Annotated in this window: 17 protein-coding genes; 9 read left to right on the top strand and 8 right to left on the bottom strand. The window is 67.4% G+C overall.

All coding sequences use genetic code 11. The annotated features are described in order from the left end of the window. Position 1: 1 nt before the first annotated feature. The 6 genes from FO044_RS09925 (at position 2) to FO044_RS09900 (ending at position 6437) form a co-directional block, all read left to right on the top strand. Positions 2-2071, top strand: a complete 2070-nt coding sequence (locus FO044_RS09925) for a M3 family metallopeptidase (RefSeq protein WP_143965570.1) — start codon at positions 2-4, stop codon at positions 2069-2071. Between the two features lie 36 nt (positions 2072-2107). Beyond that, the gene (locus FO044_RS09920; RefSeq protein WP_132991722.1) at positions 2108-2308 is read left to right on the top strand and encodes a hypothetical protein; all 201 of its coding nucleotides are present in this window, start codon (positions 2108-2110) and stop codon (positions 2306-2308) included. A gap of 395 nt (positions 2309-2703) precedes the next feature. Beyond that, positions 2704-3738 carry a sulfate ABC transporter substrate-binding protein gene (locus tag FO044_RS09915; RefSeq protein WP_143965965.1) on the top strand — a complete coding sequence of 345 codons (1035 nt, stop codon included), beginning with the start codon at positions 2704-2706 and terminating at the stop codon, positions 3736-3738. 5 nt (positions 3739-3743) lie between these two features. Then, a complete protein-coding gene (gene cysT / locus FO044_RS09910; RefSeq protein ID WP_132993279.1) occupies positions 3744-4559 on the top strand; it encodes a sulfate ABC transporter permease subunit CysT in 816 nt (271 codons plus the stop codon). After that, positions 4556-5440 carry a sulfate ABC transporter permease subunit CysW gene (cysW, locus tag FO044_RS09905; protein WP_132991721.1) on the top strand — a complete coding sequence of 295 codons (885 nt, stop codon included), beginning with the start codon at positions 4556-4558 and terminating at the stop codon, positions 5438-5440. The genes cysT and cysW overlap by 4 nt, the downstream gene beginning before the upstream one ends. 1 nt (position 5441) lies before the next feature. Further along, positions 5442-6437: a sulfate/molybdate ABC transporter ATP-binding protein gene (locus FO044_RS09900; protein ID WP_132991720.1), complete on the top strand. Its 996-nt coding sequence runs from the start codon at positions 5442-5444 to the stop codon at positions 6435-6437. 15 nt (positions 6438-6452) lie between these two features. Here the strand turns inward: FO044_RS09900 and FO044_RS09895 are convergent, their stop codons facing one another. The 6 genes from FO044_RS09895 to FO044_RS09870 all read right to left on the bottom strand — a co-directional run bounded on the left by FO044_RS09895 (position 6453) and on the right by FO044_RS09870 (position 13035). Continuing rightward, positions 6453-7388: an alpha/beta hydrolase gene (locus FO044_RS09895; RefSeq protein ID WP_143965569.1), complete on the bottom strand. Its 936-nt coding sequence runs from the start codon at positions 7386-7388 to the stop codon at positions 6453-6455. Positions 7389-7480: 92 nt separating this feature from the next. Continuing rightward, positions 7481-8227 carry a sirohydrochlorin chelatase gene (locus tag FO044_RS09890; RefSeq protein WP_342353735.1) on the bottom strand — a complete coding sequence of 249 codons (747 nt, stop codon included), beginning with the start codon at positions 8225-8227 and terminating at the stop codon, positions 7481-7483. Next, on the bottom strand, positions 8224-9567 hold the full coding sequence (locus tag FO044_RS09885) for a sulfate adenylyltransferase subunit 1 (RefSeq protein ID WP_132991718.1): 1344 nt from the start codon (positions 9565-9567) through the stop codon (positions 8224-8226). The genes FO044_RS09890 and FO044_RS09885 overlap by 4 nt, the downstream gene beginning before the upstream one ends. Next, positions 9567-10568 (bottom strand): sulfate adenylyltransferase subunit CysD, encoded by a 1002-nt coding sequence (gene cysD / locus FO044_RS09880; protein WP_186290527.1) that lies wholly within the window; start codon positions 10566-10568, stop codon positions 9567-9569. The genes FO044_RS09885 and cysD overlap by 1 nt, the downstream gene beginning before the upstream one ends. Next, on the bottom strand, positions 10547-11299 hold the full coding sequence (locus FO044_RS09875) for a phosphoadenylyl-sulfate reductase (RefSeq protein ID WP_143965568.1): 753 nt from the start codon (positions 11297-11299) through the stop codon (positions 10547-10549). The genes cysD and FO044_RS09875 overlap by 22 nt, the downstream gene beginning before the upstream one ends. 8 nt (positions 11300-11307) lie before the next feature. Further along, complete coding sequence (locus FO044_RS09870; RefSeq protein ID WP_143965567.1) at positions 11308-13035, bottom strand: nitrite/sulfite reductase; 1728 nt, start codon at positions 13033-13035, stop codon at positions 11308-11310. Positions 13036-13354: 319 nt separating this feature from the next. Here FO044_RS09870 and hemW point away from each other — a divergent pair, with 319 nt between their 5' ends. Further along, on the top strand, positions 13355-14578 hold the full coding sequence (gene hemW, locus FO044_RS09865; protein ID WP_143965566.1) for a radical SAM family heme chaperone HemW: 1224 nt from the start codon (positions 13355-13357) through the stop codon (positions 14576-14578). 289 nt (positions 14579-14867) lie between these two features. On the opposite strand, the gene FO044_RS09860 is transcribed toward hemW, so the two are convergent. Next, positions 14868-16100: a Glu/Leu/Phe/Val dehydrogenase dimerization domain-containing protein gene (locus FO044_RS09860; RefSeq protein ID WP_132991714.1), complete on the bottom strand. Its 1233-nt coding sequence runs from the start codon at positions 16098-16100 to the stop codon at positions 14868-14870. A 139-nt stretch (positions 16101-16239) separates the two neighbouring features. Between FO044_RS09860 and FO044_RS09855 the strand changes: the two genes are divergently transcribed. Further along, positions 16240-17175 (top strand): LysR family transcriptional regulator, encoded by a 936-nt coding sequence (locus FO044_RS09855; protein WP_132991713.1) that lies wholly within the window; start codon positions 16240-16242, stop codon positions 17173-17175. Between the two features lie 30 nt (positions 17176-17205). Here FO044_RS09855 and FO044_RS09850 read toward each other — a convergent pair whose 3' ends face one another. Next, positions 17206-18180, bottom strand: a complete 975-nt coding sequence (locus FO044_RS09850; protein WP_132991712.1) for a D-2-hydroxyacid dehydrogenase — start codon at positions 18178-18180, stop codon at positions 17206-17208. An 87-nt stretch (positions 18181-18267) separates the two neighbouring features. Here FO044_RS09850 and FO044_RS09845 point away from each other — a divergent pair, with 87 nt between their 5' ends. Beyond that, a complete protein-coding gene (locus FO044_RS09845; RefSeq protein WP_132991711.1) occupies positions 18268-19554 on the top strand; it encodes an aspartate aminotransferase family protein in 1287 nt (428 codons plus the stop codon). Positions 19555-19559: the final 5 nt, after the last annotated feature.

Raw genomic sequence — 19559 nt, 5'->3', positions numbered from 1 at the left:
GATGGCCGACGCAGTCGCTCCGTCCGGCAATCCGGTGCTCACCCCGTCCGGCCTTCCGTACGGGCTGCCGGACTTCGCCTCGCTGACCGACGATCACTACCTCCCGGCATACGACGCGGCCTTCGCCGAGCATCTCGCCGAGGTGGACGCGATCGCCTCCGACCCGGAGCCCGCCACGTTCGGGAACACCGTCGAAGCGCTCGAACTCGCGGGCCGCTCGCTCGCCCGCGCCAACGGCATCTTCTTCAACGTCGAGGGCCCGGACAGCAATCCGAGGCGTGCCGAGATCGCTCAGCGGCTCGCGGTGCGTCTCACCGAGCACGGCAACGCGATCGCGATGAACGCCGACCTGTTCGCCCGAATCCGCAGCGTCTACGAGCAGCGTGATGCGCTGGGACTCTCGCAGGCGCAGCTTCGCCTCACCGAGCAGCGCTACCGCGATGCCGTGCGCGCCGGAGCGGCACTCGACGACGACGGTCAGGCGCTCATGCGCGAATGGTCGGGCAGGCTGGCGACCCTCACGACCGAATTCGGGCAGCACCTGCTCGACGAGACGAACGCCTCGGCGGTGTTCGCCGCCGACATCGAAGAGCTCGACGGGCTCTCGGCCGGTGAGATCGCGGCCGCGAGTCGCGCGGCACAGACGCAGGGGCACACGGACGGCTACCTGATCACCCTGGAACTGCCGACGAGTCAGGCGAGTGTCGCGAAACTGACCCGATCCGACGTGCGACGCCGCGTGTTCGAAGCGTCGATGAACCGGTGCGCGCGCGGGGGAGAGCACGACACCCGCGAGATGATCCGGGAGATCGTCGAACTGCGCGCCCGGCGTGCCCGGCTGCTCGGGTACGCCGACCACGCCGCGTACGTGATCGATGAGGAGACCGCACCCGATCCGCAGGCCGCCGCCGATCTGCTCGCCGAACTGGGCGCGTCTGCGATGGCCGTGGGGCGCAGTGAGATCGAGCGCCTCGCCGCGCATGCCGGAACCGAACTCCAGCCGTGGGACGTGACGTTCGCACTGGCGGCGGACCAGCGATCGGGCGCGGCCGAAAGTTCCGCCCACATCCCCGACATCAACGAGTTCGAGAGCTACTGCGAACTCGAATCGGTGCTTGCCGACGGCGTGTTCGCGGCCGCGAACACCCTGTACGGACTGTCGTTCACCGAACGGACCGACCTGGTCGGCTACCACCCGGACGTGCGCATCTGGGAGGTGTTCTCCGGTGATCGCGGGATCGGCCTGTTCCTCGGCGACTTCTACGCAAGGCCGTCCAAGCGAGGCGGAGCGTGGATGAACAACATCGTCGACCAGTCTCGTGCGCTGGACGCCGCGCCGATCATCGTCAATGTGGCGAACCTGACCAAGCCCGAACCGGGTGAGGCTTGTCTGCTGACGATCGACCAGTTGATGACGATCTTCCACGAGTTCGGGCATGCGCTGCACGGACTGCTGTCGGACGTCGACTACCCGTCGCAATCGGGCACCTCGGTGCCACGGGACTTCGTCGAGTTCCCGTCGCAGGTGAACGAGATGTGGGCGCTGCATCCCGAGGTGGTCGCCGGCTACGCCACCCATCACCGGACCGGCGACCCGGCGCCGGCTGCCCTCGTCGACGCCGTGCGCGCCGCGACCGACACCGACACGGCCCACTCGACCGTCGAGTACCTGGCTGCCGCCGCCCTCGACCTCGCATGGCATCGCCTGGACCCGGAGGAGGTCCCGACCGACATCCTCGCGTTCGAGGAGAAGGCACTGAGTGAGGCCGGCCTCGCCTCTTCGCTGATCCCGCCTCGCTACCGGACCACTTACTTCAATCATGTGTTCGGCGGAGGTTATTCGTCGGCGTACTACTCGTACATCTGGTCCGAGGTCCTCGACGCCGAGACCGAGCAGTGGTTCCTCGCGGGCGGCGGTCTCGACCGCGACCTGGGGCGGCAGTTCGTCGACAGCGTCCTGTCGGTCGGCGACAGCGTCGACCAGGTGGACGCGCACGCGAGGATGCTCGGGCACCGAGCACGGATCGAGCCGCTTCTGACGCGTCTCGGACTCGCTACGACGGGCGCGTAAAGTGGGCGATCAGCGAGGAAACGGGGTGCTGAGCGCATGAACGGTGTGCTGTTGTGGTGGGACTCGGTGGAGGAGTGGCTCACCGGTCTTCCTTTCGTGCCGCAGCTGCTGGTCACTCTGCTCATCGTGATCCCGCTCGCCACGCTCATCGCCATCGGGGTCAATTTCCTGGTCGGCAAGATTTTCTCGGTGATGCACCGGCGCGACGCCGGTGACGATCACGGATTGGGTATATAGATGTTCCGCTCAAAGGTGACCATGGCGTTGGTCGCGCTCATCATTCTCGTCATCATCGCCTGGTTCATCATGCGCTGACCTGCCGCTTCCCAGAAGGTTCCCCTGGGGTCCTGGCGGTTTGAATCACGGTGAACGTAAAGCGGCGGCGGGCCGCCGTTCATCGTCTGATCGCCCCGCGCTCGAATCATGCGTTCGCCTCAGCGGGGCATGTGCGTGCGGGAATGCAGCAGTTCGGCGACTCGTGAGGGCCGCCAGCGGTGCTATCACAGGAGTCGACGCAGGCCACCGGGTTCGGCCCAGCGTGATTCGTGACGTTGAGCGGGTCCCGCCCGCGTTGCTAGCGTCATCGGGTGAACACGGAATCGACCTATCGGCGCGTGCGGCGTCGGCGCCGGATGCTCGGCGCTCTCGCTGTAACCGCGGCCATGGTGGCTCCGGTGGCCGCCTGCGGTGGCGGCTCCACCGATGAGCCCGGCGGCACCGACATCTCGTCGGGTTCGCGGCACCTCAATCTCGTGGCCTACGCCGTGCCCAAAGCCGGGTTCGACACGGTGATCCCGGCGTTCCGGAAGACCTCCGAGGGCTCCGACATCGGCTTCTCGCAGTCGTACGGCGCGTCCGGCGACCAGTCGAGGAAGGTGGCGCGCGGCCTGCCGACCGATATCGTCAACTTCTCCGTCGCACCCGACGTCACCCGGTTGGTGAAGGCGGGCGTCGTCGACGAGGATTGGGAGAGTCAGGCGCCCAATAAGTCGGTTCCGTTCGGATCGGTCGTCTCGCTCGTGGTCCGTCAGGGTAATCCCAAGAACATCCGCACGTGGGACGACCTGCTCAAGCCTGGGGTCGACGTGGTGACGCCGAATCCGGGCAGTTCCGGGTCGGCCAAGTGGAATCTGCTCGCCCCGTACGCGGCCAAGAGCCACGGCGGCAAGAACGATCAGGCGGGGCTCGACTACGTGCGCGACCTGGTGCGCGATCACGTCCACATCCTCCCGAAGTCCGGCCGGGAGGCGACGTCGGCGTTCCAGCAGGGGCAGGGCGATGTCCTGATCAGCTACGAGAACGAGGCGATCATGCTCCAGCGGGCCAACGCAGGCGCCGACGGGCCGGCGCGGGTGGACTACGTGGTGCCCGACCAGACGTTTCGCATCGACAATCCGGTGACGACGGTCAACACCGGCGGTGACGAGGCGGCTGCGCGCAGCTTCGTCGAGTATCTGTTCACCCCGCAAGCACAGCGGCTGTGGGCCGACGCCGGGTTCCGGCCGGTCGACAAGACCGTCGCCGCGCAGACCGCGGGTCAGTTTCCCGGGGTCATCGAGCACCTGTGGAGCATCGACGATCTCGGCGGCTGGAAGGCCACGGACAAGAAGTTGTTCGGCGACGGCGGCGAGATCACCGCCATCTACGGCGAGGAGGCGGGCAGTTGACCGAGATGGCAACTGATGCGGGCGGCCGTACGCGGCGCTCGAGTACCGGGCTCACCGTCGGTGTCGCAGGCCTGTGGCTGAGCATCATCGTCCTGCTGCCGCTGGCAGCGATCGCGGCGCAGGCCTTCGAGAACGGTCCGGCCGGGTTCTGGGACGCGATCACCGTTCCCGCCGCACTCGACACCCTCGGTATCACCGTTCTCGTGTCAGTCGTCGTGGCGCTCGTCAACGTGGTCTTCGGCGTCATCATCGCCTGGGTGCTCGTGCGGGACGACTTCCCGGGCAAGGGGTTCGTCAACGCGATCATCGACCTCCCGTTCGCGCTGCCGACCATCGTCGCGAGCCTCGTGCTGCTGTCGCTGTACGGGCCGAACAGTCCCGTCGGGATCCATCTGTCGGCTACCCAGCCCGCCGTGATCATCGCGCTGACCTTCGTGACGCTTCCGTTCGTCGTACGGCAGGTGCAGCCGGTGCTGATGGAGCTCGACCAGAGCGTCGAAGAGGCCGCCGCCGTGCTGGGCGCGAGCAACCGGATCATCTGGATGAAGATCATCCTTCCCGCCCTGCTGCCCTCGATCCTGACCGGTGCGGGTTTAGCGTTCACCCGGGCGATCGGCGAGTTCGGGTCGGTCGTGCTGATCGGCGGCAACATCCCCGGAAAGACCCAGGTGGCCTCGCAGTACATCCAGCAGCAGATCGAGATCGACGAGCCGGTGGACGCCGCGGCGGTGTCCGTGGCGCTGCTGCTCATCGCCTTCGTCGCACTGTTCGTGCTGCGCGTGATCTCGCGAGTGCAGACGCGACGGGAGGGCTCGGAATGATCCTGTCGAATCGGGTGCGGATCAGTCTGCGCACCGTCGCCCTCGTCTACCTGACCGTGCTGCTGGTGGTTCCTGTCGGCCTGATCTTCTGGCGCTCCTTCGAGCACGGCCTCGGGCAGTTCTGGGAGTGGATCACCACGCCCGCTGCGATCTCCGCGCTTCAGCTGTCGTTGATCATCGTGGTCATCGTCGTCCCGCTGAACGTGGTGTTCGGCATCCTCACGGCGCTCGCGCTGGCGCGCAGCAACTTCCGGGGCAAGGGAGTGCTGCAATCGGTGGTCGACCTGCCGTTCGCGGTGTCGCCGGTCGTCGTCGGCGTCGCACTCATCGCGCTCTGGGGTGCCGACGGGTGGTTCGGCGGTCTTGAATCGACCGGATTCCAGATCATCTTCGGGCTGCCCGGCATGGTGCTGGCGACCATCTTCGTCACGCTGCCGTTCGTGGTGCGAGAGGTGGAACCGGTGCTCAAGGAAGTCGGCACCGAGCAGGAGGAGGCCGCCGTCACCCTCGGCGCGACCGGCTGGCAGACGTTCTGGCGGATCACACTTCCGGCGATCCGCTGGGGACTGACCTACGGTGTGGTCCTCACGATCGCTCGCGCACTCGGCGAGTACGGCGCCGTCACCATGGTGTCGTCGAACTTCCCGGGCGTTTCGCAGACGCTCACCCTGCTGGTGCACTCGCGCTACACCGATGACTACAACGAGTACGGCGCATACGCGGCCGCGACCCTGCTGATGATGGTCGCGATCGTGGTGCTGGTGGTCATGACCATCGTCGAGCGACGCGTCCAGGGGCGTGTCGCGGAGGCGAGTGCGACCACCGTCGACGCGGAAGCCGGCTCGAAGACGAGCGGCTCTGCTACTGAGGAGAAGAACTGACATGTCCATCTCGGTGATCGGTGCCAACAAACGATACGGGGAGTTCGCGGCCCTCGATGATGTGTCGATCGACATCCCGGAAGGGTCGCTGACCTCGCTCCTCGGGCCGTCAGGTTCGGGAAAGTCGACACTGCTGCGCGCCATCGCGGGACTCGACACCCTCGACTCGGGCACGGTGAAGATCAACGGCAGGGACGTGTCGAAGGCGTCGCCGCAGAAGCGGGACATCGGCTTCGTGTTCCAGCACTACGCGGCGTTCAAGCATCTGACGGTGCGGGACAACATCGCGTTCGGCCTCAAGATCCGCAAGCGGTCCAAGGACGAGGTGAACCGGAAGGTGGATGAGCTGCTCGACATCGTCGGGCTCACCGTCTTCCAGAAGCGCTACCCGGCGCAGCTGTCGGGCGGTCAGCGCCAGCGCATGGCACTCGCCCGGGCACTGGCCGTCGACCCGCAGGTCCTGCTGCTCGACGAGCCGTTCGGTGCCCTCGACGCCAAGGTTCGCGAAGACCTGCGGCGCTGGCTGCGCAAGCTGCACGACGAGGTGAACGTGACGACGGTCCTCGTCACCCACGACCAGCAGGAGGCACTGGACGTCTCCGACCGCATCGCCGTTCTGAACAAGGGGCGGATCGAGCAGATCGGTCCGCCGGACGAGCTGTACGACAACCCGGGCAACGTCTTCGTCGCGTCGTTCCTCGGATCGGTGTCGCGGCTCAACGGCGAACTCGTCCGCCCGCATGACATCCGCCTCGGACGCACCCCGGAGATGGTGTTCGCGGGACCGGACACCACGCTCGACACCGGCGTCGTGAAAGCGACCGTCGAGCGTGTGGTGAACCTCGGTTTCGAGACCCGGGTGGAGTTGCGTGCGGCGACGACCGGGGAGGACTTCCTCGCTCAGATCACCCGCGGCGACCAGAACGCCCTGCACCTGCAGGCCGGCGAGGAGATCTTCGCCCGCGCCACCAAGGTGCCGAAGCTCGACGGAGAGTAGCGGGTCGGCGCGACCTCAGTCGGTGCCGAGTACGCCGCTGAGATACTCGCCGATGTCGTTGACCGCAGTCTTGCCCTGACCGGTGACGCCTGCGAGGTTGGCGACGAACGCGTGGATCTGACCGTCGTAGCGGCGCGCCTGAACGTCGACGCCCGCCTCCGCCAGGCGCTGTGCGTACGCTTCACCCTGGTCGCGCAATGGGTCGTACTCGGCGGTGACGACGAACGCCGGCGCCAGACCGGACAGATCGTCGAGAAGCATCGGGGACGCACGCCAGTCCAGCGGATCGGCCCGGTAGTTCGCACCGAACCAGCGGAGCAGGTTCTTCGAGATGAAGTAGCCCGTGCCGTTCTCGTGCAACGACGGGTACGCCTTGGAGATGTCGGTCGCCGGGTAGATCAGCACCTGGGCCGCCAGCGACGGGCCGTCGTTGTCCCGTGCATCGATCGCGACGTCGGTCGCGAGGTTTCCGCCCGCACTGTCGCCTCCGACTGCGACACGTGCCGGATCGGCGCCGATCTCGGCCGCGTTGCCTGCGACCCAGCGGGTCACCGCGATCGCGTCGTCGACAGCAGCGGGAAACGGGTCCTCGGGTCCCTTGCGGTAGTTCACCGAGACCACGACCGCACCGATCTGCTTTGCCCAGACAGTGCACGGGCCGTGCGTCGAATCCGGGGTGCCGACGACGAATCCGCCGCCGGGAAAGTAGACGAGCACCGGGAACGGGCCGGTGCCCTCCGGTGTGTAGACGCGGACGGGAATCTCACCGGCAGGTCCTGGAACGGTGCGGTCGGAGATGTCGGCGATCTCGACCGGGGGCAGTCCCGAGCTTGCGCCGAGTCTGTCGAATGCGACGCGGGCCTGCTCAACCGGAAGGTCGCAGAGCTCGCGACCCTGGGTCTTCTCCTCCAGGGCCGTCAGCCATTCCTGAGTCTGCGGGTCGAGTGGCATTCGTCGTCTCCGATCAGTTCGCGACAGGTATCAGCGTGCGTCGTCCCGACCAGTGTGCCGTACCTGCTCGGTCGGGCAGGTGAACCGCTGAGTCAGGCCGGTGCGGGCACCGGTCCCGTGGGCACGGCCCAGGCTGCCGAGTACTCGCTCACGATCGCATCGATCAGGGTCCGATGCGCGCCGATCGGCCCCGCGACGACGCTGGGGAGGTCGATCGAGTCGACGACCCGTTCGACGCGTTCGGTGAGCAGTCCGGCCGACAGGAACAGCGAGCTCACCGCGACCCGGGGAGATCCGGCGGCGATGAGCGATTCCACGGCCTCGCGCACCACGGCGCCGTCCCGGCCGATGCGGGTTGCGAACACCGTGCGCACCGGCTGTCCGAGCGCGGCGGCGAGTTCGTCGCCGCGCGCCATGATCTGCGCATCCGATTCGGCGTCGGAGGATCCGACTGCGATCATCAGCACTCCGTCCTCATCGGCGGTACCGGCCTGCCGGAGCCGGTCGACCAATGCGGGCACGGGGGAGTGACGTCCGATCACCGGCGTCTGGCGGACGTGCAGCGCCGGGTCGGCAGCGCTTGCGTCGGCGATCAGCGCGGGTAGATCTATCTTGGCGTGGAAACCGTCGCCGAACAGGAGCGGGACCACCACGGCCTCACCGGAAAGCGTCTCGAGGACGTCGCCGATCAGCGGCTCGTTCAAGTCGAGGTACGACAACTCCACGCGCACGCCGGGCAGCGCGACGCGTACCGCGTCGGTCACTCGGCGGGCAGTGGATGCGAACCTCGGATCCCGGCTGCCGTGCGCGGCGAGGACCAGAGTGCCGGGCAGGCTCACGCTGACGCGGGATCAGGCAGATGCAGCGGTGCCAGGGCATCGCCGATGAGGCCGGCGCCGAGAGTGTTGCCGCCCTGCGGGTCGATCAGCAGGAAGCTGCCCGACTCACGGTCCACCTGGTAATCGTCTGCCGCGATCGGCTCGGCTGTCATCAGTGAGATGCGCCCGATCTGGTTGAGCTCCACCGTCTCCGGTGCGTCGATCAATGCGAGCTCCTGCTCGTCGAAGAGGGTGTCGAGCGAACCGATGATCACCTGCGTCGTCTTGGCGCCGTGCTTGAGGAGGAGCCGTGCGCCGGGGCGCAGCGCCTTCTCCGCGAGCCAGCACACCGTGGCCGTGAACTCCTGGGACGGCTCGGGGGCATCGGCCACGGATGCGATCAGGTCACCACGCGATACGTCGAGGTCGTCTTCCAGAAGCAGAGTGATGCTGCGGCCGGTGTGAGCGGACTCGAGTTCGCCGTCCGCGGTGTCGATCTTGGCGATCCTGGTGCGGACGCCCGACGGCTGCACGACGACCTCGTCACCGACACTGACGCGCCCGGCGGCGATCAGACCCGCGTAGCCGCGGTAGTCGGGGTACTCCGACGTACGAGGACGGATCACGTACTGCACCGGGAAGCGCAGTCCGACGTCGGTGACATCCGGCTCGTTCGGGACGGCCTCGAGGTGCTCGATGAGCGTCGGGCCGTCGTAGTACGGGGTGAGCTCCGACTTGATCGCCACGTTGTCGCCGCGCAGCGCCGACACCGGGATCTCCTGCACCTGGTCCGGCGAGTAGCCGAGCGAGCGGGTGATGTCGTTGAACTCCGACGAGATCTGGGCGAACACCTGCGCCGGATCGTCGACGAGGTCGATCTTGTTGACGGCGAGCACCAGGCGCGGGACGCCGAGGAGCGCCATCACCGCTGCGTGGCGACGCGTCTGCGCGACCACGCCGTTGCGGGCGTCGACCAGGAGGATCACCAGCTGTGCAGTCGACGCACCCGACACGGTGTTGCGGGTGTACTGCACGTGGCCCGGCGTATCGGCGAGGACGAACGACCGAGTGGGCGTCGCGAAGTAGCGGTAGGCGACATCGATCGTGATGCCCTGCTCGCGTTCGGCACGCAGGCCGTCCACCAGAAGTGACAGGTCGGGGGTGTCCATGCCGCGGTCCACCGACGCCTTGGTGACGGCGTCGATCTGGTCGGCGAGAACCGATTTGGTGTCGTACAGGAGCCGGCCGACGAGGGTCGACTTGCCGTCGTCGACGCTGCCGGCGGTCGCGATGCGGAGCAGGTCGGGGGCAGCCTGGACTGCCGTGGGTTGGAATGACTGGACGGGCGTGGGGCTGGGCATCAGAAGTATCCTTCGCGCTTGCGGTCTTCCATGGCGGCCTCGGAGACGCGATCGTCGCCGCGGGTGGCGCCGCGTTCGGTGAGTCGGGAGGCGGCGACCTCGGCGAGTACCGCCTCGTTGGTGGTCGCATCCGACAGGACGGCACCGGTGGTGGAACCGTCGCCGACGGTGCGGTATCGCACCATGCGGGTCTCCACGGTCTCGCCCTCGCGCGGTCCGCCCCACGGGCCGGATGTCATCCACATGCCGTCGCGCTCGTACACCTCGCGCTCGTGCGCGTAGTACAGCGGTGCGAGCAGAACCTGCTCGCGAGCGATGTAGCGCCAGACGTCCAGTTCGGTCCAATTACTGAGGGGGAACACGCGGACGTGCTCGCCCGGCGCGTGGCGGCCGTTGTACAGGTTCCACAGCTCGGGACGCTGACGCTTCGGGTCCCACTGCCCGAAAGCGTTGCGCAGCGAGAAGATCCGCTCCTTGGCTCGGGCGCGCTCCTCGTCGCGGCGGGCGCCGCCGAACACCGCGTCGAAGCGGTTCTCGGTGATGCCGTCGAGCAGCGGGATGGTCTGCAACGGGTTTCGGATCCCGTCGGGACGCTCGGTGAGTCGGCCGTCGTCGAGGTAGTCCTCGACCTTGGCGACGTGCAGACGCAGGTTGTGGCGCTCCACGATCTCGTCGCGGAACTCGATGATCTCCGGGAGGTTGTGGCCGGTGTCCACGTGCAGCAGCGAGAACGGCAGCGGCGCGGGCCAGAAGGCCTTCAGCGCCAGATGCAGCAGCAGGGTGGAGTCCTTACCGCCGGAGAAGAGGATCACCGGCCGCTCGAACTCGCCCGCGACCTCGCGGAAGATGTGGATCGCCTCGGATTCGAGCGCATCCAGAGTGGTGAACTCGCCGGTCCGGGCCGGTTCCGTGCCGACGGTGGGGTCGACGGAGGCAGCGGCGTCGGGCGAAGTATCGGTGTCGAGTGAGGTATCAGTGGTCATGACGCGTGCAACCCGCATTCTGTCTTGGTGCGCCCGGCCCAGCGGCCGCTGCGCGGATCTTCTCCGGCCTTCGGTTTGATGGTGCATGGCTCGCACCCGATCGACGGAAAGCCCTCATCCACGAGTGGATTGACGAGGACGCCGTTGTCGTCGATGTACTGCTGGAACTCTTCGTCGGTCCATGCGGCGAGCGGGTTGATCTTCACCAGACCGAACCCCTCGTCGAACGAGATCAGCGGGGCGCTCGCGCGGGTGGGTGCTTCGACTCGGCGGATGCCGGTCACCCAGGCGCGGTACGGCCGCAGCGATCCGCGCAGCGGCACCACCTTCCGCAGGCGGCAGCATTCGGCCGGGTCGTCGGCGAACAGGTTCTTCCCGACGAGTTCGTCCTGCTGTGCCACCGTCTGCTCGGGGGTGACGTTGACCAGGTCGAGGTCGTACACGTGGGTCACCGCATCGCGGGTGCCGATGGTCTCCGCGAAGTGGTAGCCCGTATCCAGGAACAGCGCCTTGAGCTTCGCGCCACCGAGCAGCTCCGGGTCGATGGCCTTCTTCGCGACGTCGATGAGGACTGCGTCCTGCATGTTGGCGGCGATGATGAAGTCGTCGCCGAAGGTCTCGGCAGTCCAGCGGAGAAGGGCGGCCGCGGTGGCGTCGGGGCCGAGACGGGCGGCGCCGTCCTCGGCGATCACCCGCAACTCGTCCAGGTCCTTAGTCCCGGTGGGATCACCGGTGGTCGTGGTGGTCATGGTGACTCCTACTGAAGTTGGGCGTCGTCGGCGCGGGTCGCCCATTCGGCGAAGCGCTCGCCGTCGTTGCGGTCGGCGATGAAGTTGCGGACCAGACGCTCGATGTAATCGTTGGCCTCGGACGCGTAGATCTTGTGCTGACGCAGCTTCCGGCCGAACCCGATGTCGGCGCCGAGGCTGCCGCCCAGGTGCACCTGGAACCCTTCGACGGGGTGGCCCTCGCCGTCGTCGATCAGCTGACCCTTGAGACCGATGTCGGCGACCTGCACGCGGGCGCACGAGTTGGGGCAGCCGTTGAAATTGATGGTGATCGGTACGTCGAGCCCCTCGTTGAGCTCGGCCAGGCGCGTCTCGAGTTCCGGCACCAATTGCTGGGAGCGGCTGCGAGTCTCGGTGAACGAGAGCTTGCAGTACTCGAGGCCGGTGCAGGCGATCAGGTTGCGGCGCCAGTTCGACGGCCGCGACTGCAGTCCCACCGCGGACAGGTCGGCGTCGAGCTCGGCGACCTTGTCATCCGGCACGTTCACGACGACCAGCTTCTGATACGGAGTGAGGCGGACGCTGTCGCTGCCCACCTTCTCCGCGGAGTCGGCCACCGCGTCGAGGATCGTGTCCGAGAGCCTGCCCGACACGGCGGAGAACCCGACCGCGACCTTGCCGTTCTTCTGCTTGGTGACGCCGACGTGGTCGATCGGCTGCTTCGGTGCCACCGGCGCCGGTCCGTCGATCAGCTTTCGGCCCAAGTACTCGTCTTCGAGGACCTGGCGGAACTTCTCCGTCCCCCAGTCCTTGATCAGGAACTTCAGACGCGCCTTGGAGCGCAGGCGGCGGTAGCCGTAGTCGCGGAAGATGCCGACGACGCCTTCCCACACGTCCGGGACCTCGTCGAGCGGGATCCAGGCGCCCACCCGCTGCGCGAGCATCGGGTTGGTGGACAGGCCGCCGCCGACCCACAGATCCAGGCCGGGTCCGTGCTCGGGATGGTTCACGCCCACGAACGACACGTCGTTGATCTCGTGGACCACGTCCTGCAGACCGGAGATGGCGGTCTTGAACTTGCGCGGCAGGTTCGAGTACTCGGGGTTGCCGATGTAGCGGCGTTTGATCTCGGCGAGAGCAGGGCTCGCATCGAGGACCTCGTTGACCGCGAGGCCGGCGAGCGGGGACCCGAGCATGCCACGGGGGCAGTCACCGCAGGCCTCGATGCTCTCCAGCCCGACCTCCTCGAGCCGGCGCCAGATCTCCGGCACGTTCTCGATCTCGATCCAGTGGTACTGGATGTTCTGCCGGTCGGTGACGTCGGCGGTACCGCGTGCGAAGTCGCGGGAGATGCCGGCGAGCGCGCGTACCTGCGGAATGCTGAGCTGCCCGCCGTCGGTGCGCACGCGCATCATGAAGTACGGGGCCTCGATGACGTCTGCGTAGTCGTCGTGGCTGTACGTGCCGTCATAGCCCTCGGCGCGTTGGGTGTACAGGCCCATCCAACGGAAACGGCCACGCAGGTCGGCTTTGTCGATGCCGTCGAATCCGGTCTTCGAGTAGATGTCGATGATGCGGCGCTGCACGTTCAGCGGGTTGTCGTCGCGCTTGCTCTGCTCGTTCGGGTTCAGCGGTGTGCGGTAACCGAGGGCCCACTGACCTTCGGATCTACGCTTCTTGGGGCGTGCCCGCTTGGGTGGGGCAGGGGTGCCGGCGGCCGGGGTGGCATCCGTCGACGTGGTTGACGTGATCGTCATTGGATCTCCTGAGAGCGTGCCGCGCGCAGCGCAGCACGACTGAAATGGGCTGAATCAGGGGGGTGACGGAAGATCGGCGTCCGACACGGGTCAGGGAGGACCCGGTAAAGGACTTCTCGAAAGGCCGAGCCGTCGGCTAGAGCCGACAGAATGCGCTGTTGACGCGCTTGAGATCGATGTGCCGCCGTTCGGCGAGCCACACTCCTTGGGAAGTCACGCTGTCCATAGTGCCACGACGGACGTCAGGCCGTCTACTTGCGATTACTTTTCCTCACTGTGAGATTAAACCCATGACGCACGTGTGAGTCATGATTGAGGTGTGACGACGCGACACGCACCCGAGGTGCTCTCCTCCGATGCCTTAGCGGCGTTCGCGTCGGTCGACGTGGACCAGCCGTTCGGCCTGTACCTGCACGTGCCGTTCTGTGCGACCCGGTGCGGCTACTGCGACTTCAACACCTATACGGCGGGCGAGCTGGGATCGTCGTCATCGCCGGAGTCATGGCTGGAGGCGGTGCGGCGGGAGTTGGATCAGGCTGCGTCGCTCCTCTCACCCGTGCGTCCGGTGTCGACGGTGTTCGTCGGTGGCGGCACGCCGTCGCTGCTGGGCGGCGATGGGCTCGCGGATCTCCTCGGCGCGGTGCGGAACTCGTTCGACCTGGCAGCCGGCGCCGAGGTGACCACCGAGTCGAATCCCGAGTCGACGTCGCCGGAGTTCTTCACCCGACTGCGGGAGGCGGGGTACACGCGGATCTCGCTGGGCATGCAGTCGGCCGCGACTCACGTGCTGTCGGTCCTCGATCGCAAGCACACGCCGGGCCGTGCTCTCGACGCGGCGCGCGAGGCGTCAGCGGCGGGGTTCGACCATGTGAACCTCGATCTGATCTATGGAACGCCGGGCGAGTCGGACGACGACCTCGCCGCCTCCATCGATGCCGTGCTGTCGGTGCCGATCGACCATGTGTCGGCGTACGCGCTCATCGTCGAGGACGGCACCGCGTTCGCGCGGAAGGTGCGTCGAGGTGAGGTCCCGATGCCCGACGACGACGTGCTGGCCGCGCGGTACGAGATGCTCGACGCACGACTCTCGGCTGCCGGACTCACTTGGTACGAGGTATCGAACTGGGCGACCGCAGATTCGGAATCCGGTCTGCCGCTTCCAGATTCGGTGTGCCGGCACAACGAGGCGTACTGGCGCAGCGACGACTGGTGGGGGATCGGGCCGGGAGCGCACTCGCACGTGGGCGGGGTGCGCTGGTGGAACCAGAAGCATCCGGCGACGTACTCGTCGTCCTTGGCTGGTGGGACGCTGCCCGTCGCGGGGTCGGAGATCCTGTCGGCGGAGGACGCGCACACCGAATCCGTGATGCTCCGGCTGCGGATGCGCGAGGGTCTACCTGCCGGCATCCTCGACGACGCCGAACGCGCCCGCGCCGACGTGGCCGTGGCCGGCAGGCTGCTGCGGCGCGACCGCGACGCCTACGTGCTGACCGACCGCGGCCGCCTTCTCGCCGACGGGGTCGTTCGCGACATCCTGGTCTGATTCCGTGGCGGCTCCGATGGGTGCGCGGGTGGTTTCGATTCGGGGTCGATGCTCGCTGCGCTCGCAGCGTCCTCACTCAACCGGCGAAGGAAGAGCAGCGTCCTCACTCAACCGGCGAAGGAAGAGCAGCGTCCTCACTCAACCGGCGAAGGAAGAGCAGCGTCCTCACTCGACCGGCGAAGCAAGAGCAGCGTCCTCACTCAACCGGCGAAGCAAGATCGAAGCGTCCTCGCTCAACCAGGGAGACCGCAGCGTCTCACTCAACCGGCGAAGGGGGTGTCGTTGCGATTCACGGCACGACGAGCGGTGCCGGGTTGCGGACCACGGCGGAGACGTCGGCCGCCCAGCGGATCGGGCCGGAGGCCGGATCCCACCCGCGCAGGAGAGTCGACACCTTGGCGTCCATCTGCATGCGCAGCCGGTCGAACGAATCGAGGTAGTCCTCGCCCACGTAGCCGAGGAGCAGCCACCAGGCCCACGCGACAGCGCCGGCGTTGGCGATGAAGTCCGGGATCACCGCGACCCCGCGTGCCGTCAAGTCGAGCTCGGCGTCCACCGTGGTCGGCGCGTTCGCCGCCTCGATGATGATCGGCGCAGTCACGTAGGCGCTGTTCTCGCTGGTGATCGCGTACGACACGGCCGCCGGGATAAGGATGTCGCACCGGGTGCTCAGTACCGAATCGCGCGGCAGCTGCTGCACGCCGGCGGGAACGGAGTCACGGTCGATCTCGCCGTAGACGTTCCGCGAGTTCAGGAGAGCCGGAACGTCGAGGCCCGCCGGGTCGTGCAGTGTCCCGACGGCGTCAGCGAGTGCCACCACGCGCATACCGGCCTCGTGCAGGTAGAAGGCAGCACCGCCGCCCATCGTGCCGACGCCCTGGATGGCGACCGAGGTGGCATCGTTCGTCAATCCGCGCACGCGGGCCGCGGCGAGTGCGGCCTGAGCCACTCCGTAGCCGCCGATCACATCGCCGAGGAGACCGCCGGGTGCTTCGGCGTGAAGCCCGGCCATCACGCGTTCGGCCGTCGCTTCCGGATCTGCCGAGCAGGCGATGGCAGCGTGGTACGACTGCCGCATTCCGAGGCGTGCGAACACGGTGTCGATCTGCTCCTGGGTGATACCGAGGTCCTCGGCGGTCACCCAGTGGTTGTCGAGGTACGGCCGCATCGCGTCGCAGAAGCGAGTCAGGACGTCGAGTGCACGCGGATCCTTGGGGTCGAAGTCGATACCGCCCTTGGCGCCGCCGATCGGCAGATCGAAAGCGGCTGTCTTATTGGACATTCCGCGTGCCAGGTCGGCGACCTCGTCGATGGTGCAACCTGCACGCATGCGGGTGCCGCCGGTCGCCATTCCCTGAACGAGGGTGTCGACGACGAGATAGCCGACGGCGCCGGTGACCTCGTCGACCCACTCCATGCGAAGGTACGGAGGACGTCGACGTCCGGAGACCGGGATCGCGGCGGGAACGGGGAGCTGTGCACTCGTCGTGGTCGCTGCTGGATTGATCGGGGTGAGTGTCATTTCCATCGCCTCCTAACAGGTGAACAGAGCCAGAGCACCACGGTGTGCCTGTACCTCTATGATCGGCCCGTATCGGTCGATCGGTCCAGGTAGGAAAGTTGCAGACCATCGTTCACATTTTCCGATTAGGGTTCAGGGCATGGAGGTTTCCCTGCACCGCCTGAAACTGCTACGGGAGCTTGCGCACCGTGGCACGGTGACGGCCGTCGCCGATGCCCTCCACTACTCGACGTCGGCGGTGTCGCAGCAGCTGGCGCTGCTGGAGCGGGAGACCGATTCGAAGCTGTTCGAGCGGCACGGTCGGCGGATCGTGCTCACCGAGGCCGGTGTTCTGCTCGCCACTCACGCCGAGTCGATCCTCGGTGCGGTCGAGAACGCGGGCAATGCGATCGAATCGCTTCGCAACGGGGGAACTGCGACGTTGCACGTCGGTGTGTGGGCGTCGGTGGCGACAGGTCTGCTGCCGACCGGACTGCGAATGCTGGCGCAGCGGTCTCCCGAGATCGTGGTGCGGTCGGTGGAGCTGGCGCCCGAAGCCGGCTCGGAAGCGGTACGCGACGGTTCGCTCGACCTGTCTTTCGTCATCGACTACTCGAACTACTCGATGCCGCGGACTCCGGCGCTCGAGCGACAGGTGATCGCCGTCGAGCACATGTACGTGGCGGTGCGGGCCGGGACCCTCGGCCCCGAGCCGGTGGCGTTGGAGTCGTTGGCTCCGGATCCGTGGATCCTCGCCGACTCGCGGTCGCACTTCGGGCGCGCGGTACGGATCGCGTGCCGGCGTGCCGGTTACGAGCCCGACGTGCGGCACGTCGTCGGAGAGCAGTCGACGGCGCTGTCCATGGTCGCAGCCGGGCTGGGGGTGACCCTGGTGTCCGACCTGGTGGCGGCAGCGCATCCGCCCGGGGTGCAGCTGATTCCCCTCACCGGCCCGTTCGAGCGTCACCTGTCGCTCACGTTCCGGGCGCGGGACGCCGGTCGGCAGTCGGTGCGCCGGTTCGTCGACACGATGGCCGACGCGGCATTCGAGGTGGGACTCGCCCCGCCCCATGCGGTTGAAGCCGACAGCAGGTAGAGCCTCCGCTAAGCGCCCGATACGTAGCGTTCAAGCGCCCGATACGTAGCCGCGGTCCTTATCGACCGCCGGGCCGGGTTCACGGCCGTCCACGAAGCCGCGCAGGTGATCGAGGAACTGTTCGGAGAGCGCGTCCCGCCAGCCGATCACATCGCCCGACATGTGCGGACTGATGTGTGCACCCGGCAATGTCCACAACGGGTCGTCGCCGGGGAGGGGTTCGGTGACCAGGACGTCGAGGTGGGCTCTGATACGCCCCGACGCGATCTCCGAGGTCAGCGCCTCCTGGTCGACGAGCGGTCCGCGTCCCACGTTGATCACGTGACTGCCGTCTGGCAGTGCAGCCAGCTCATCTGCCCCCAGCATGCCCTCGGTCGCAGCCGTGAGCGGCGCGACCATCACGACGTGATCGGTCTCGGGCAGGTGATCGGCGAGCGCGGCCGAATCGACGACGGTGCCGAAATCGGGGTCGTTCTCGCGCGGCCTGCGCCCGGCGCCGCGTACCTCGACGCCGACGGCGCACAGCAACCGCGCGATCGCACGGCCGATCCCGCCGGTACCGACGACGAGGGCGCGGCGGCCGGCGACGCGACGCGTCTCCCGATGGACCCACTCGCCGCGCCTGCGGTGCTCCTCGGTCTGATGCAGCTGCTTGTCGTGCGCGAGGACGCAAGCCAGGACGTACTCGGCGATCGGGCCGTCGAACACCCCGCGTGCGTTGGTCACCAGGACGTCGGACGAACGGAGTCCGTCGAAGAGGATCGCGTCGACGCCCGCGGCGGCGACGTGCACCCACCGCAGTGAGTCGGCGCGGTCCCACGCGGCCTCCAGTGCGTCGGAGAAGATGTCCCACACGAACAGAACGTCGGCACCCGCGATCGCGTCGGGGAGAGTCGCTGCGGTGGCGGTGCGGACGTCGGCGAGTTCCCTGATCGCGTCCAGGTCGGCGGGCGGTTCGAGGCCGTCGGCGGTCAGCAGCACGACGACGGGGCGGTGGTCTGACATGGCTTCACACTATCGTCCGACTACTTCGTACGATTGTCGACAATACTACCGTTGACAATCGTGAGGTCGGTGGACAGACTCGACGGTATGAGTAGCGCAGCCCTTTCCCCGGTCCTCAAGCAGGCGACCCCCGTCGTGGTCGATCACGCGTCCGGTGCATGGATTCACGGCACCGATGGGCGCGACTATCTCGACTTCACCACCGGCATCGGTGTCACGAGCACGGGGCATTGCCATCCCGACGTGGTCGCTGCCGCGCAGGAGCAGTGCGGCAAGATCATCCACGCGCAGTACACGACCGTGATGCACCAACCGTTGCTCGCGTTGACCGAGAAACTCGGTGACCATCTGCCCGCCGGCATCGACTCCGTCTTCTATGCGAACTCGGGGTCCGAGGCCGTCGAGGCCGCGGTCCGCCTGGCCCGCATGGCGACCGGCCGGCAGTACATCGTCACCGTGCAGCGGGGCTTCCACGGACGCACCGTCGGGGCCGCGTCGCTCACCACGGCGGGCACCAAGTTCTCGGCGGGCTTCGGACCGCTGATGGCCGGCGTCGCCACGACGCCGTTCCCGGATGCGTTGCGACTCAAGATGACCGAAGCAGAGGCCGTCGATTACGCGCTCGCCGAGTTCGACTATCTGCTCGCCACCCGCGTTCAGCCGAACGAGGTGGCGGCGATCCTCATCGAGCCGTTCCTCGGCGACGGCGGTTACCTGGCCCTGCCGCCCGCGTACCTCACCGGCCTCCGTGAGCGCGCTACCGAGCACGGCGCCCTGCTGGTACTCGACGAAGTTCAGGCCGGCATCGGCCGCACCGGAAAGTTCTGGGGGCACCAGCACACCGGTGGCCTGGTGCCCGACGTCATCATCACCGCGAAGGGCATCGCGTCCGGATTCCCGATCTCGGCGATCGCCGCTCCGGAGTCGATCATGGCGAAGGCCTGGCCCGGATCGCAGGGCGGTACCTACGGCGGCAACGCGGTGGCTGCCGCAGCCGGTGTGGCGACGCTCGGCGTGATCGAGCGGGAAGGACTGGTGGAGAACTCTCGGGTGCGCGGTGACGAGTTGCTGGCCGGCTTGCGATCGGGGCTCAGCGAGGTGCAGCAGATCTGCGACATCCGCGGGACCGGGCTCATGGCAGCGGTCGAGTTCGGTGACCCCACCGCGAACGCGGGGAGTCCGGACTCGGCCGAGGCCGCACGTCTTGCAGCAGCGGTCCAGCAGGCGTGCATCGACGAGGATCTACTCACCCTCACCTGCGGACCCACCGGGTCGATCGTCCGAATCATCCCGGCACTCATCGTCACCGCGGAGGAGGTCGCCACCGGCACCGAGCGTTTCGTCCGCGCCGTGAAGCGTGTGGTGGAAGGGTAGAAGGC

This window comes from Gordonia zhaorongruii (assembly GCF_007559005.1).
GTDB lineage: Bacteria > Actinomycetota > Actinomycetes > Mycobacteriales > Mycobacteriaceae > Gordonia > Gordonia zhaorongruii.
The sequence above is the reverse complement of the archived record's forward strand: the minus strand, read 5'-3'. Positions and strand labels throughout refer to the sequence as shown.

Coding starts and splice junctions, on each gene's coding strand:
- FO044_RS09860 (WP_132991714.1), bottom strand. CDS start 16,100: ATGACACTCACCCCGATCAATCCAGCAGCGACCACGACGAGTGCACAG.
- FO044_RS09855 (WP_132991713.1), top strand. CDS start 16,240: ATGGAGGTTTCCCTGCACCGCCTGAAACTGCTACGGGAGCTTGCGCAC.
- FO044_RS09845 (WP_132991711.1), top strand. CDS start 18,268: ATGAGTAGCGCAGCCCTTTCCCCGGTCCTCAAGCAGGCGACCCCCGTC.
- FO044_RS09875 (WP_143965568.1), bottom strand. CDS start 11,299: ATGACCACCACGACCACCGGTGATCCCACCGGGACTAAGGACCTGGAC.
- FO044_RS09870 (WP_143965567.1), bottom strand. CDS start 13,035: ATGACGATCACGTCAACCACGTCGACGGATGCCACCCCGGCCGCCGGC.
- FO044_RS09915 (WP_143965965.1), top strand. CDS start 2,704: ATGCTCGGCGCTCTCGCTGTAACCGCGGCCATGGTGGCTCCGGTGGCC.
- FO044_RS09850 (WP_132991712.1), bottom strand. CDS start 18,180: ATGTCAGACCACCGCCCCGTCGTCGTGCTGCTGACCGCCGACGGCCTC.
- cysD (WP_186290527.1), bottom strand. CDS start 10,568: ATGCGGGTTGCACGCGTCATGACCACTGATACCTCACTCGACACCGAT.
- FO044_RS09920 (WP_132991722.1), top strand. CDS start 2,108: ATGAACGGTGTGCTGTTGTGGTGGGACTCGGTGGAGGAGTGGCTCACC.
- FO044_RS09885 (WP_132991718.1), bottom strand. CDS start 9,567: ATGCCCAGCCCCACGCCCGTCCAGTCATTCCAACCCACGGCAGTCCAG.
- FO044_RS09925 (WP_143965570.1), top strand. CDS start 2: ATGGCCGACGCAGTCGCTCCGTCCGGCAATCCGGTGCTCACCCCGTCC.
- FO044_RS09895 (WP_143965569.1), bottom strand. CDS start 7,388: ATGCCACTCGACCCGCAGACTCAGGAATGGCTGACGGCCCTGGAGGAG.
- FO044_RS09900 (WP_132991720.1), top strand. CDS start 5,442: ATGTCCATCTCGGTGATCGGTGCCAACAAACGATACGGGGAGTTCGCG.
- cysW (WP_132991721.1), top strand. CDS start 4,556: ATGATCCTGTCGAATCGGGTGCGGATCAGTCTGCGCACCGTCGCCCTC.
- cysT (WP_132993279.1), top strand. CDS start 3,744: ATGGCAACTGATGCGGGCGGCCGTACGCGGCGCTCGAGTACCGGGCTC.